This is a genomic window from Enterococcus sp. DIV1639a (assembly GCF_050530445.1).
GTDB classification, from domain to species: domain Bacteria; phylum Bacillota; class Bacilli; order Lactobacillales; family Enterococcaceae; genus Enterococcus_B; species Enterococcus_B hirae.
On record NZ_CP172886.1, the window covers coordinates 800,904 to 815,196 of the forward strand.

Annotated in this window: 16 protein-coding genes and 1 tRNA gene; 13 read left to right on the forward strand and 4 right to left on the reverse strand. The window is 36.6% G+C overall.

All coding sequences use genetic code 11. From position 1 onward, the window contains the following. The first annotated feature begins 45 nt into the window (after nt 1-45). Nucleotides 46-1,227, forward strand: a complete 1,182-nt coding sequence (locus tag IGJ32_RS03690; protein ID WP_342081562.1) for a GNAT family N-acetyltransferase — start codon at nt 46-48, stop codon at nt 1,225-1,227. 158 nt (nt 1,228-1,385) lie between these two features. Here the strand turns inward: IGJ32_RS03690 and IGJ32_RS03695 are convergent, their stop codons facing one another. Then, nucleotides 1,386-1,550: a hypothetical protein gene (locus IGJ32_RS03695; RefSeq protein ID WP_010738186.1), complete on the reverse strand. Its 165-nt coding sequence runs from the start codon at nt 1,548-1,550 to the stop codon at nt 1,386-1,388. 152 nt (nt 1,551-1,702) lie between these two features. Between IGJ32_RS03695 and IGJ32_RS03700 the strand changes: the two genes are divergently transcribed. Next, nucleotides 1,703-1,776 (forward strand) — tRNA-Arg (locus tag IGJ32_RS03700). Nucleotides 1,777-1,837: 61 nt separating this feature from the next. On the opposite strand, the gene IGJ32_RS03705 is transcribed toward IGJ32_RS03700, so the two are convergent. After that, nucleotides 1,838-2,233, reverse strand: a complete 396-nt coding sequence (locus tag IGJ32_RS03705) for a hypothetical protein (protein ID WP_342081561.1) — start codon at nt 2,231-2,233, stop codon at nt 1,838-1,840. Between the two features lie 317 nt (nt 2,234-2,550). Beyond that, entirely contained in the window at nt 2,551-3,783 is a 1,233-nt protein-coding gene (locus IGJ32_RS03710) for an aminopeptidase (protein ID WP_010719754.1), read from the reverse strand. A 258-nt stretch (nt 3,784-4,041) separates the two neighbouring features. Between IGJ32_RS03710 and IGJ32_RS03715 the strand changes: the two genes are divergently transcribed. Further along, on the forward strand, nt 4,042-4,611 hold the full coding sequence (locus IGJ32_RS03715) for a TetR/AcrR family transcriptional regulator (protein ID WP_010738183.1): 570 nt from the start codon (nt 4,042-4,044) through the stop codon (nt 4,609-4,611). A gap of 189 nt (nt 4,612-4,800) precedes the next feature. Here IGJ32_RS03715 and IGJ32_RS03720 read toward each other — a convergent pair whose 3' ends face one another. Then, complete coding sequence (locus IGJ32_RS03720) at nt 4,801-5,241, reverse strand: flavodoxin (protein WP_010719752.1); 441 nt, start codon at nt 5,239-5,241, stop codon at nt 4,801-4,803. A 158-nt stretch (nt 5,242-5,399) separates the two neighbouring features. Between IGJ32_RS03720 and map the strand changes: the two genes are divergently transcribed. From map to rfbD, 10 genes are all read left to right on the forward strand, one after another. Next, a complete protein-coding gene (gene map, locus IGJ32_RS03725; protein ID WP_010719751.1) occupies nt 5,400-6,164 on the forward strand; it encodes a type I methionyl aminopeptidase in 765 nt (254 codons plus the stop codon). A gap of 26 nt (nt 6,165-6,190) precedes the next feature. After that, complete coding sequence (locus IGJ32_RS03730; RefSeq protein ID WP_010719750.1) at nt 6,191-7,114, forward strand: YihY/virulence factor BrkB family protein; 924 nt, start codon at nt 6,191-6,193, stop codon at nt 7,112-7,114. Between the two features lie 68 nt (nt 7,115-7,182). Then, a complete protein-coding gene (locus tag IGJ32_RS03735) occupies nt 7,183-8,313 on the forward strand; it encodes a glycosyltransferase family 4 protein (RefSeq protein ID WP_342081560.1) in 1,131 nt (376 codons plus the stop codon). Next, the gene (locus IGJ32_RS03740; RefSeq protein WP_010719748.1) at nt 8,313-9,113 is read left to right on the forward strand and encodes a glycosyltransferase; all 801 of its coding nucleotides are present in this window, start codon (nt 8,313-8,315) and stop codon (nt 9,111-9,113) included. The genes IGJ32_RS03735 and IGJ32_RS03740 overlap by 1 nt, the downstream gene beginning before the upstream one ends. Further along, nucleotides 9,110-9,934, forward strand: coding sequence for a glycosyltransferase (locus IGJ32_RS03745; RefSeq protein WP_178306105.1), 825 nt, complete (start codon nt 9,110-9,112; stop codon nt 9,932-9,934). Before IGJ32_RS03740 ends, IGJ32_RS03745 begins: the two co-directional genes overlap by 4 nt. A 13-nt stretch (nt 9,935-9,947) precedes the next feature. Beyond that, nucleotides 9,948-10,664, forward strand: a complete 717-nt coding sequence (locus IGJ32_RS03750; protein ID WP_342081559.1) for a glycosyltransferase family 2 protein — start codon at nt 9,948-9,950, stop codon at nt 10,662-10,664. 88 nt (nt 10,665-10,752) lie between these two features. After that, nucleotides 10,753-11,619, forward strand: a complete 867-nt coding sequence (gene rfbA, locus IGJ32_RS03755; protein ID WP_053766099.1) for a glucose-1-phosphate thymidylyltransferase RfbA — start codon at nt 10,753-10,755, stop codon at nt 11,617-11,619. 14 nt (nt 11,620-11,633) lie between these two features. Next, nucleotides 11,634-12,206 carry a dTDP-4-dehydrorhamnose 3,5-epimerase gene (rfbC, locus tag IGJ32_RS03760; RefSeq protein WP_010719744.1) on the forward strand — a complete coding sequence of 191 codons (573 nt, stop codon included), beginning with the start codon at nt 11,634-11,636 and terminating at the stop codon, nt 12,204-12,206. Nucleotides 12,207-12,227: 21 nt separating this feature from the next. Further along, entirely contained in the window at nt 12,228-13,256 is a 1,029-nt protein-coding gene (gene rfbB / locus IGJ32_RS03765; protein WP_010719743.1) for a dTDP-glucose 4,6-dehydratase, read from the forward strand. 181 nt (nt 13,257-13,437) lie between these two features. Continuing rightward, nucleotides 13,438-14,286, forward strand: coding sequence for a dTDP-4-dehydrorhamnose reductase (gene rfbD, locus IGJ32_RS03770; RefSeq protein WP_014834184.1), 849 nt, complete (start codon nt 13,438-13,440; stop codon nt 14,284-14,286). Nucleotides 14,287-14,293 lie beyond the last annotated feature (7 nt).

Sequence of the window (14,293 nt, forward strand, 5' to 3'; positions counted from 1 at the left end):
ACTTGACACAATTTTTTATTGTTTTTGATGGAAGGGGTAACAAAAATGGCAAATGAAGTAAAAGAACTTGGTGTTGCTTATCAAGAAGCGATGTTTGAACTAGCAACCTATGCATTTAATGCGCAGGATACACCTGCAAGACGTGAACGATTCAAACTGATCGTTGAAAATTCATGGAATTATGGTTTTTTTGACGAGGAAGAGCAACTCACTAGCCAAGTAATGGCGACGCCTTTTTCTGTTGAATTTTATGGGCAACAGTATTTAATGGCAGGAATCGGTTATGTAGCATCTTATCCTGAAGCTAGGGGACAAGGCGGGATCAATCAAATCATGGAAAAAATCTTAAAAGATTGCCGTGAAAGAAAAGTAAGTCTTTCTTATCTTGCTCCATTTTCTTACCCATTTTATCGTCGCTACGGTTATGAGCAATTGTTTGATAAAATCAATTATCAATTGGATAGTCGAGATGTACCGAATGTGAAAAAGACGGCTGGCAAAATGAAACGAGTGACTTTTGAACAAGCAAGAGAAGTCATAGAAATGATTTATAAACAAATGCCAGCAAATCAACGTGGTGGATTAAGTAGAGAAGACTGGTGGTATACTTATAAGTTTAAGCAAAAGACAGATAATCATTATGCGCTGTATTACGATGAATCTGGTCAAGCAGTGGGATATGTGGTTTACAAGTTAACGGCACCAACATTTGTAGTAGTGGAATGGGGCTATTTGAGTCATGAAGCCTTTCAAGGATTAGTGAGGTTTGTTAGTTCCCATAGTGGGGCGTTTGCTTCTTTTGACTATGCTTGTGGTTATTCAGGTAGTGATCAAAATTATTTGCTTAAAAATCCTTTTGCACAAATGACGATCACGCCATATATGATGGGCAGAATTGTTGATCTTGAGTTGTTTTTGAAAGACTATCCTTTCAAAAAACAAGCGCTCACTTTTGCTTTAGAGGTAACAGAAGATCCTTACGCACAGTGGAATGAAGGGATCTTTGAGATCACTGTATCAAATGCAGGGGTGAAAATTGAAAAAGTAACAGAAACAAAATTACCAACCATCAGTGGAACCATTCAACGCATGACTCAATTATTAATGGGGTATCGTCAGATGGAAGAACTTGTTTTTTACAATCACATCCAATTGTCAACTGAAGCTCTATTAGAAATGGCGCCATGCTTTCCAAGTCAGCAACCTATTCTAAATGATTATTTTTAAAATGGACGTAAAATGTTTGTTGCTCAACGCATATAACGCCCTCCAAGGTTTTCGACGAATTCTTGGAGGGCGTTATCGTATAAAAAGCTATTTTGAAATTTTTTCGATATCATTCTGAAAATCAGATTGCTTTTTTGCCACTGATTTATCTCATTTCTCTACAGCAAATCTTCTTTTTTAGTAAACTTGAATTTGCGACTTTCTTTTTTCTGAGGTTTTTCATCTTCATGCTGTTTTATGGCTTCTTTTGACAGTTGTTCTCGTTCTTTTTTAGAAGCATCAAAGCGTTCAGCGTATATTTCTTCTTTTGGTTTGTCATTCATAAATAAAACCTCCCTCATCACTTGTTGGATAATTCTATTTTATCACTCGTCAAAAGCTAGTGGAAACGTTTTGCTTAGGAAGAAAAATGATTTTTCTAAGAGAAGCTTGCATGTGCTTCTTAAACAAGCTAAAATAATACTATTGAGAACTTGTTCCTGTAGCTCAGTAGGATAGAGCAATCGCCTCCTAAGCGATAGGTCGCTGGTTCAATTCCAGTCAGGAACGTTAAAAACCTGTAACCGTTGTGGTTCAGGTTTTTTTGTTTATGTGGGACCAAGATAGTTTTCTACGCTACATTCGATTTTTCTGGTGAGTGAAAGACAGCTTTTCTAAATTTTTTTGATAAAGGAAAGTTAAACATACAAATAAGCAATAATAACTGGCTCAAAGTGATGATAGTTAAGCAAACTGTTTGGTATTTGACCAGTAAATAAAAATGGATGCCTAATTCGATAATATTAATCAAGATAAGGTACAAGTAGTATTGTTTCTTTATTTTACATTGATAAATACAGTAGAAACTGAACCGATAATCTAAACAAACCAAAAATAGCAAAATGAATTTGTGGATTGTTGTGAGCAGGTCATGTTGATTAGCTAAACGATGAAAAAACAATAACGCAGTTGGCAGAGGGATATAAAGCGTTAATAGTAAGACAAAAAAATAAACAATAAAAGGCATACTATCTCTCCATCATTTTTTCTAATTTTTAATAATAAATGTTGTTTTTGTCAATCTTATCAAAAAACAGAAAATGTATTAATAGAATTTCGTGATAAATAGTATAAATAATTTTTATAAAAAACTTGAACAACAGGATCAAAAAATCGCTTATTCGACCATCTTTCAGTGAGTAGCAGGGAAAAGTGTTGTCTGTAATAGAAATAATCATCACAAAAAAGAGAAGAAGTCTGTAGTACCCCCAAAAGTTAGACCAAAAATCTAACTTTTGGAGGTCGTTTAAGATTTCTCCTCTTTTTTTATATCGTTTTATCAGACTAAGCCCAGTCACCATTTCTAAATACTGGAACAGTAGATCCGTCTTCACGGATACCGTCAATATTCATTTGGTCAGAACCAACCATAAAATCAACATGGGTTTGGCTGCGGTTAAGACCAGCTTGCGCAAGTTCTTCATCGGTCATTTCAGTACCACCTTCGACACTAAAGGCATACGCAGATCCTAGAGCTAAGTGATTCGACGCGTTTTCGTCAAATAGAGTATTGTAAAAGATAATACCCGATTGAGAAATTGGCGAAGGATCGGGAACGAGTGCTACTTCTCCTAATGAGCGTGCGCCTTCATCAGTGTTGAGCAAGGTTTCCAATACTTCTTGACCTTGTTCAGCAGAAAAATCAATGACTTTTCCAGCTTCAAAAGTAAACTTCATCCCTGAGATGATCGTACCTGCATAGCTCAATGGTTTTGTACTAGAGATATAACCATCGATCCGTCGGTAATCAGGTGCAGTAAACACTTCTTCAGTAGGCATATTTGCCATGAATTTTTCTCCACGGGAGTTGTAACTTCCTGCGCCTTCCCAAAGATGATTTTTTGGTAGGCCAATGACGATATCTGTGCCAGGGGCAGTATAGTGCAGGGCAGTAAACTGTTCTTGATTTAATTCATCGGCTTTTTTTGCTAATTTTTCATCATGTTCTTTCCAAGCCTGTACAGGATCTTCTTCGTAAATACGAGTTGTTTTAAAAATTTGATCCCATAACGCATCCAGTTGTTCTTCTTCTGGTAAATCTGGGAAAACTTTAGCTGCCCATTGTTTACCAGCCGCAGCGACTACAGTCCAGCTTACTTTATTTGCTTGAGTCGCTTTTCTTAGATTCATCATTGCTTTGCCAGCGGCAGTTTGATACGTAGCGATTCGTTTTCCATCTACGCCACCAAAAGCATCTGGATCGGCAGATACAACACTGATTCGGCTAGCACCTTTAGCGATCCAATCATCAGTCTGATCAATTTTATATTGTGGAACAGTTTCAAGACGGTCTTGTGCAGCGTAAGAAAGAAATTCTTTTTGGATCACGTCGTCCGTCCATTGTACGATCACTTCAGCTGCACCTAAACGATAGGCTTCTTTGGTGATCAAGCGAGCTAATGGGGCTTGATCGACGTTGATTTGTAAAACAACTGTATGGTCTTTTTCGACGTTTACGCCGGTTTCAACAATTAATCGTGCATATTTTTCGAGGTTCTCATTAAAATTTTCTAACATAATCCATTTCCTCCTAATGTTTCATCCAATAGCTATTTGTATGATAACATTTAATTCTTTTAGAGACAATCTGCCAGAATCGTAAAATAAAAAAATGGATGTTCTTCTAAATGATGTCTTGAATTTATAAAATTGATTGTTTTTAAAGTAATTTTTTAAAAATAAAAAAACAAGTTGTGCATAACAAAATAATCATATTACAATTAAATTAATCAATGGTGGAAGCGTTATAAATAATTTCAAGGAGATTAAAAAATTATGGCAAGAAAAAAGACGATCACAAAAGATCAGATTTTGGCAGCCGCTTTTGAAGTGGCTACCACAGAAGGATTTTCAAAATTTACGGCAAGGAATATTGCAAATAAAATGAATTGTTCGACTCAACCGATTTATCTTGAGTTCAAAAACATGGATGATCTGAAGCAAGCCTTATTTGCTCAGATTTACGAGTACTTGAAGCATGAAGTGTTCCCAGTTGTACATACAGGAAATACCATTATCGATTTAGCTGTAAACTATATTGATTTTGCCAATCGAGAGAAAAAATTATACAGTTCTCTGTACTTAGAAGAATATGGTGGGGGAAGGGAGATGCAAAACTTCTCTTATAATTATTTTGTCGAGACGGTCAAGAAAGATCCAGAGTATGCTGATCTATCTGCGGAACAAATTGAGTCTTTGCATAACACAATTTGGATCATCGCTACAGGATTAGCAGCACTGATGTCTTCAAGTATCATTCATCCGACCAAGGAACAAATTGAAAAAATGATCCAAGATAGCATCAATGCGACGCTAAATACGAAAGAAACGATCCAAGTGAATTAAACAAACTACTTGAAGTATTTCTCGAAAGTCTTTCTCAAACATACACATTGATTTTTTGAAATTAAAAAAGCTTCTAAAAACATGATAAAAAGAACGTGTGACGCTAACTCTCTCCAGCATCACACGTTCTTTTTATCAAATAATTGAAGTTTTGCCAAAAGTTCTCAGCTGTGAGCTGACTGCTTTGGCCTATAATTTTGAAACAAGCGCCTTAGCAAATGCTTCGAGTTTTTCGATGTCTTCTTCTTCAGCGTTTAAATCAACTTTAACATTTTCTGTTCCTTTGACTGCTCCTGTTTTCGCAAAGGCAGCATCGAAGTCATCTACGGACTTACAAAATTCATCATAAAAAGTGTCTCCAGAACCACAAACGCCATAGATTTTTCCAGACAAGTCAAGTTCTTGTAAATCTTCATATAAGTCTACGATCTCATCTGGTAAGTCACCATCATCGTATGTATAAGTTGCGACGACACAAATATCTGCATCCTCAAATTCATCTGCATCCACTTGAGTACACTCATTGATTTCAACATCAATATCTAAATTTTCAAAAGCTTCTGCTACGATATCAGCAATTTCTTCTGTATTGCCAGTCATACTTGCGTAAACGATTTTTGCTAAAGCCATGGGTTGCCTCCTACTTATTGATATATGATCCTCTAACATTTACAGATTATACCAAAACCTTTACTAAAAGAAAACAAGTCATGTGAAGAGAATCTGATTTGGCGAACGACCGGACACTATGGTAAAATGAGGAAGATTTGTAAAAAGGAGACGAAAATATGATTACATTGAAATCAGCACGAGAAATTGAAACAATGGCTGAGTCTGGCGCGTTGTTAGCGGATGTACATAAAAATCTGCGAGATTTTATCAAACCAGGCGTGACGAGTTGGGATATTGAAGTTTTTGTTCGTAACTATATTGAAAGCCATGGTGGGATTGCGGCTCAAATTGGATTTGAAGGCTATGAGTATGCGACTTGTATTAGCATCAATGACGAAATTTGTCATGGATTTCCACGTAAAAAACCGCTGAAAAATGGCGATTTAGTGAAAGTGGATATGTGTATCGATTTAAAAGGCGGCATTTCTGATTCTTGTTGGGCTTATGTAGTGGGAGAGTCAACGCCGGAAATTGACCGCTTGATGGAAGTGACAAAAAAAGCTTTGTATCTAGGAATCGAACAAGCGCAAGTTGGGAACCGAATTGGCGACATTGGTCATGCTATCCAAACTTATGTTGAAAGTGAAAACTTAGCGGTTGTCCGTGACTTTATTGGTCATGGTGTGGGTCCAACGATCCATGAAGAACCTGCTGTCCCTCATTATGGTGAAGCAGGAAAAGGTCTACGGTTAAAAGAAGGGATGGTTATTACCATTGAGCCAATGGTTAATACTGGAACTTGGAAAATGAAAATGGATCCAAATGGCTGGACTGCTTATACAAGAGATGGTGGCTTGTCTTGCCAATATGAACATACACTGGCAATTACGAAAGATGGACCAAGAATCTTAACTTCTCAAGGTGAAGAAGGTACGTATTGAGAAGCTAGATCAATAAGGAGAATTTGATGAAATTATTAGGGAAAATAAAGCAAAACGAAAATTTAATGCGTTTTATTGCAACAACAAAAAAACGGATCACTGATTCAGAAATGGGTACCACGTCAGTTGTTGTGGCGTATTATTTATTATTGTCTTTATTTCCCCTAATTATTGCGTTTGGTAATATTTTGCCATTTCTAAAAATCGATCAAGAGACAGTATTGACTTATGTGCGGCAAATCATCCCTGAGACGGTCTATCAGTTTATCGGTCCTGCAATTCGAAATTTGTTAACGCAAAGTTCCGGTGGCTTGTTGTCGTTATCTGCTTTAGCTGCTTTGTGGTCTGCCAGTCAAAGTATCAACGCTTTACAAATTGCCATGAATAAGGCTTATGGTGTAGAAAATAGAAAGAATTTTTTGATCGTCCGTTTCTTTTCATTAGTAGTGATTTTGCTTTTTATGATTGCGATTAGTGGAGTAACGATTTTTTTAGGACTGGGTCAAATGATACTTGAAGCGCTCCAACCGATTTTTAATTTTTCTGGCAATGTGATCATCCAGTTCCAAACTTTGAAATGGCCGATTACCTTAGTTGTCTTATTTATCATTATGTTTTTGATTTATGTGATAGTACCGAATGCGCAATTAAAACTAAAAGCAGTGATTCCGGGAACGATTTTTGCTACTGTCGGCTGGATGTTGCTATCTCAGGTGTTTGGAATCTACGCAAAATACTTTGCAACAAGAGTCAGTGGATACCAAATCATCGGGAGTTTCATCGTCTTGATGCTATGGCTCAATTTTGCTGCTACAATCATTATATTTGGCGGAATCATCAATGCTGTTGTGCAAGAATACATAACAGGTAACGAAATCAAGAAAAGACGAGTTTCTACAAATAAATGGTGGATTCGTTTCAAAAATAAATTTTCTCATAAAAAAAAATAGAACTGCGAGTTTTTATTGCTTGAGTGTTTTATAATAATTCTAGACTCTTAATTAAAGTAGGTGCCAATATGCTTGTTTCATTTAGTATGGTTGTCAAATTTTTTTTAACAATCTTGTTATCTTTAGTACTAACGCCCATATTTAAAATTATTTCTGTCCAAACCGGAATGGTGGATAAACCGAATGCGCGACGTATTAATGAAATACCTATGCCTTCAGCTGGGGGACTACCCATTTTTGTTTCATTTGTCGTATCCACCTTATTGTTTTTTCGTGACATCATTCCCAAATTTTATATCATTCCTATTTTACTAGCTTCCTTAGTGATCATTCTAACGGGAGTACTGGATGATAAATACGAGTTGACGCCTAAACAAAAGTCCGTCGGGATCTTATTAGCAGCGTTGATCGTCTATTTTGTGGCAGATATTCACATTGATTCAGTAACATTGCCCTTTTTTGGTTATATCGAATTGGGTTGGCTGAGTTTTCCTGTGACCATTTTTTGGATTTTCGGTATCACTAATGCAATTAATTTGATTGATGGATTAGACGGCTTGGCAACCGGAATCTCGTTGATCGGGTTGATTACAATAGGTATTATCGGATATTTTTTCCTACATGCTTCTACAGTATACATACCAATCGTCATATTCTGTTTAGTGGCAAGCATTATTGGCTTTTTTCCTTATAATTTTTATCCTGCCAAAATTTACTTAGGAGACACTGGGGCATTGTTCTTAGGATTTATGATGGCTGTTCTTTCTCTACAAGGTCTGAAGAATGTAACATTTGTTTCTTCTATCTCATTATTGATTGTGATGGGCGTTCCAGTAACAGATACATTTTTTGCGATTATTCGCAGAAAAGCGAACCGTGTCTCTTTTTCTACAGCAGATAAAAAACACCTACATCATCGATTATTGAGTCTAGGTTTTACGCATAAAGGAGCAGTTTTGACCATTTATGCTATGGCATTGATGTTTTCATTTACTGCCATGATCATGAACTATACTGGGCGTCTCGGTTCGATTGTTTTGATCGTTTCGATGCTATTTGCGGCTATTTTATTGTTTGAGTTGATTGGATTGATCAACGAGAAGCATCAGTACATTCTTAAAACTTTACGTTTTTTAGGCAATAAAGAATATCGAACACAAGTCATACAGAAATATAAAAGGAAATGGACTAGACACTAATGAAAATAAATCAAAAACAACCGATTTTAATTAGCATCGTAACGGCTAATAGTCAAAAGATTTTTCAAACGTTAGATACGCTTCTAGCCAGCATAAATGACCAAGCCATGGTTGAGATCTTGATTTTCGATAATGCTTCGTCGATTGACTACCAAGAACGATTGAAAGAATATCTAAAGTATCCGTTTGTCAAAATCTATTTTAATCAGGAAAATAAAGGATTTGGTTATGGACATAACCATAATTTATTAACGAGTGACTTTTCTTATGCTGTGATCTTTAACCCAGATATTCTGGTGGATCAGCAGACAGTCGTTGATTTGGTCAAACTTTTGCAGGAACATCCAGAATGTGCCATGTTAGCACCTAAAATATTGAATGAAGATGGTACGACACAACATTTGATTCGCCAAAAATTAGATGTATTCGATTATGTATTGCGGTTTATTCCGGCTCGTTTTGTCAAGCAGTTGTTTGCTCAACGTTTAGCAAAATTCGAATGCCATGATTTGTCAGAAACAACCAATAGCTACGTGCGTATGATCTCTGGTAGTTTTATGGTCGTTGATGTCAATAAATTTAAAAAAGTCAACGGGTTTGATAATCGCTATTTTATGTATTTTGAAGATAATGATCTTTGCTTAACTTTTGAAAAAGCAGGAGAAAAACTCCTTTATACGCCGTTATATACGATTGTTCATTTATATGGAAAAGGCGCTCATCGCAATTTTAAACTTTTTCGTATCTTTTTACAGTCAATGGTGAAATTTTTCAATAAGTGGGGGTGGACTTTCTTTTGACCATACCCAAAATAGTAGTCGTTATCGTATTATACCAGCAGCGTTTTAGTCAATCGCCTTCTTTTGATCTGCTCATGAAAGCTGTCAAAGAGAAGAAGATTCAACTGGTTGTTTACGATAATAGTCCCGTTATGCAATTGGAGCCATTATTAGAACAAAACGAAGATATAAGCTACTATCATGATCCATCAAATCCTGGTCTGGCTACGGCTTATAATTATGCGTTGAATCATGCACAGCAGAATATTCGCTATTTCGTTACACTCGATCATGATAGTCAATTGACTGCAACGTATTTTGATACGCTATTAACGATTGATTGGACAGATGAATTGGTTGCAGCAGTTCCGTTGGTTTATGCTGGAAGCAACCAAATATCGCCTGTTTTTGCGGATCGCTATATCAATCGTCAAGTTGAAAAGGTTGAGCGATCACAGCTCAGTCAAAGACGAATCATGGCGATTAATTCGGGCGCTGTTTTTTCTATCAAATTTTTAAAGGAAATTGGCGGTTTTAATTTAGATTTTCCCCTTGATTTCTTGGATCATTGGCTTTTTTGGACGATCTATCAGTTCAAAAAGACGGTTTTTATCTTACCTGAAAAAATGGAACATGATCTTTCAGTTCTTGATTATCAGAAAGTTTCTGTTACAAGGTATCAGTCGATACTGAAAGCTGAAAAAACTTTTTATCAAAATTATGATAAAGAAATGTTACCGCGTCATCGAAAACAATTATTGTTACGTACAGTAAAACAATTTTTAACAGTCAGAAATCGTAAAATATGGCGTTTGACATTACAATCATTTACTGAAAACTGAAGGGTGTGAATTTGTGCGATCAGTTTGTATGGCTACCTTTAATGGTGGCAGATATTTAAGAGAACAATTGGATAGTATTTTAAACCAACTGACACTTGAGGATGAATTGATTATTTCAGATGATGGATCGACAGATGAAACTTGTCAAATTATAAAGGAATACACGCAACTAGACAATCGAATCAAATTTGTTGAAGGACCAAGGAAAGGTGTCATTGCCAACTTCAACCATACCATTCAACAATCTAAAGGTGACATCATTTTTTTAGCAGACCAAGATGATGTTTGGCTACCTAATAAGGTGGCTAAGATCACCGCATATTTTGAAGAAAATCCGCAACAATTAGTAGTAGTGAGTGATCTAGTGATTGTGGATGGTCAACTCAATGAGATACACGCGTCGTATTTTTCCTATCGGCATTCCCGAACAGGCTGGCTCAATAATTTGATTCGGAGTAATTATATCGGTGCCGGCATGGCTTTTCGATCTTCATTAAAGAAAAAAATAGTACCGATTCCTTCTGAAGTACCAATGCATGATATGTGGATTGGAATGTTAGGTGGAACTCGTGTTGGGTTTATTAGAGAAACATTGACACTTTATCGTAGACATGATTTTAATGTGAGTGAAATCAAAACAAACACTAAACTAACCCAAAAAATTACCTGGCGGTTGAATCTGATCAAGGCGCTTGTGAAGAGAAAATGGTTTGGAATTAATAAAAGATAGTTAAATCGTTAATAATTCCATGACAAATAACAAGTTTGATGAGATAATAACAAGGTGAATTTTAAATTGAAAAGGAGAATTTATACTCATGAAGGGAATCATTCTTGCTGGGGGAAGTGGTACACGCTTATACCCTCTAACTAAGGCAACTTCAAAACAGTTGATGCCAGTCTACGATAAACCAATGATCTACTATCCAATGTCTACACTAATGCTAGCGGGTATCAAAGAAATCCTGATTATCTCTACTCCTCAAGATACACCAAGATTTAAAGAACTGTTTGGTAATGGGGCAGAGTTAGGATTACAAATTGAGTATGCAGTGCAAGAAAGTCCAGATGGGCTAGCACAGGCTTTTATTATCGGTGAAGAATTTATCGGTGATGATAGTGTGTGCTTAGTTTTAGGAGATAACATCTATTACGGTGGTGGCTTATCTAAAATGCTTCAACGCGCTGCTTCTAAAGATACTGGAGCAACAGTGTTTGGTTACCACGTTAATGATCCAGAACGTTTTGGTGTTGTAGAATTTGATGAAAAGATGCGGGCTCTGTCAATCGAAGAAAAACCTGCGCTACCAAAATCAAATTATGCAGTAACAGGGTTATATTTTTATGATAATGATGTTATTTCGATTGCGAAAAACATCAAACCTTCTGAACGTGGTGAATTAGAGATCACTGATGTAAACAAAGTCTATCTAGAAAAAGGAAAACTATCTGTTGAATTGATGGGTAGAGGTTTTGCTTGGTTAGACACTGGCACGCATGAATCTCTTCTAGAGGCATCCACATTTATTGAAACGATTGAAAAACGTCAAAATCTCAAGGTAGCTTGCTTAGAAGAAATCGCCTACCGAATGGGATATATCACTAAAGAGCAATTACTTGCATTAGCTCAACCGTTGAAAAAAAATCAATATGGTCAATATCTCTTACAGTTGGCCAACAATTAAGGGAGTCTGAAGTAATGAAAGTAACTGATACTAATTTAACAGATGTGAAGATCATTGAAATGGATGTTTTTGGTGATCATCGTGGCTTTTTTACCGAAAGTTATTCCAAAGCAAAATTTGTTGAACATGGTTTAGATTTTGATTTTGTTCAAGATAATCATTCATTATCGGCAGAAGCTGGTGTTATCCGCGGACTGCATTTCCAAAAAGGAGAAGCAGCACAAACGAAATTGATTCGGGTAACTTCTGGTGCTGTTTTAGATGTAATTGTCGATATTCGTAAAGGAAGTCCAACCTATGGTAAATGGGAAGGCTTTATCTTATCTGAACACAACCATCGACAACTTTTGGTGCCTAAAGGTTATGCTCATGGATTTGTGACATTGACACCAAATGTCAATTTTCTTTACAAATGTGATAATTACTACAATGCACAAGCTGATGGTGGGATTGCCTTTGATGATCCAGACTTAGCGATTGATTGGCCTATCGATCTTTCCAAAGCGATTATGTCTGAAAAGGATCAGCATCATCCAACTTTAAAAGAGTTTGAAGCAGAAAATCCATTTGTTTATGGTGAAATTTAGGATTGCAAGGAGAATTTTTATATGAAAAATATCATTGTTACTGGTGGTGCCGGATTTATCGGCTCAAATTTCGTCCACTATGTGGTCAATCATCATCCAGAGGTTCATGTTACGGTGTTAGATAAATTGACTTATGCTGGGAATAAAGAGAACTTAGCAGGGCTACCTAGTGACCGTGTAGAATTGGTCGTTGGTGATGTTGCGGATGCAGAATTAGTGGATCGTTTAGTCAAAGAAGCAGACGCCGTAGTCCACTATGCAGCAGAATCGCATAACGATAATTCGCTAAAAGATCCATTTCCTTTTGTCCAAACCAATATTATTGGTACGTACACCCTGTTAGAAGCTTGTCGTAAATACAATGTTCGGTACCATCATGTATCCACCGATGAAGTGTATGGGGATTTACCTTTACGTGAAGATTTACCAGGTCATGGAGAAGGCGAAGGGGAAAAATTTACAGCTGAAACACCTTATAATCCATCAAGTCCATATTCTTCAACTAAAGCGGGCTCTGATCTATTAGTGAAAGCTTGGGTTCGTTCATTTGGGTTGCAAGCAACGATCTCAAATTGTTCAAACAACTATGGACCATATCAACATATTGAAAAATTTATTCCTCGTCAAGTTACTAATATCTTAAGTGGTATACGTCCAAAACTATATGGTGAAGGAAAAAACGTTCGCGATTGGATCCATACGAATGATCATTCATCTGCGGTTTGGTTGATTTTGACTAAAGGAAAAATCGGTGAAACTTATTTGATCGGTGCCGATGGGGAAGAAGATAACAAAACAGTCATGGAATTGATTTTGGAACTTATGGGACAACCCAAAGATGCTTACGACCATGTCAACGATCGTGCAGGACATGATTTACGTTATGCAATTGATTCGACAAGGTTACGTGAGGAGCTAGGTTGGCAACCTGAATTTACCAACTTCCGTGATGGTTTAGCTGATACAATCAAATGGTATGAAGAACACCAAGATTGGTGGAAGAAAGAAAAAGAAGCTGTGGAAGCAGCCTATGCCAAAAATGGTCAATAAATGATGATAAGCCGGATTTAAGGAACTCTCAAAAAATTTGGGTAAAAAAGACACGCATGAAGTTGTAAAACGTGCAGAAAAAAATTAGTATAAAAATAGGAATTGTTTATTGGCAATTGTAAGGGGAGCTGTGACAGATGTTGCAGACCCCTTTTTAAAACAAAAAAGAGGAGAGATCAGAATGTTCTTATTAACCGGAGGAAATGGTCAACTTGGAACGGAATTACGCCATTTATTAGATGAAAAAGGAATGGCTTATGTGTCAACTGATGCTGCTGAGCTGGATATTACTGATGCAGAAAAAACAATGGAGTATATTACAAACTTAAAGCCAGAAATTATTTTTCATTGTGCAGCGTATACAGCCGTTGATAAAGCAGAAGAAGAAGGCAAAGAATTAGATGAGAAGATTAACGTTGATGGAACTAAAAATGTGGCATTGGCTGCAAAAGCAGTGAATGCTAAATTAGTATATATCAGTACGGATTATGTCTTTGATGGCAAAAAGAAAGACCAAGAATACCGCGAAGACGATCCAACTAACCCATTGAATGAGTATGGTCGCACAAAATTACTAGGGGAACAAGCAGTTCAAGAAATCTTAGAAGACTATTATATTATCCGTACTTCATGGGTATTTGGTGTTTATGGACATAATTTTGTCTTTACAATGCAACGTTTAGCCGAAACGCATGATCGTTTAACTATTGTCAATGATCAATATGGTCGCCCAACTTGGACTCGAACACTTGCTGAATTTATGGTATATGTGATTGAAAAACAAGCACCTTATGGCGTATATCAGTTATCCAATGAAAATAGCTGTTCATGGTATGAATTTGCCAAAGAAATCTTAAAAGATACGGATGTCGAAGTAGCACCAGTCACTTCAGCAGAGTATCCACAAAAAGCAGTTCGCCCACAATATTCTGTGATGAGTCTAAAGAAAGCAGAAGATCTAGGCTTTGTCATTCCGACATGGCAAGAAGCATTAGCAAAAATGTTGGAAGCAGCTGAAAGTTTGAAATAGCAAACTT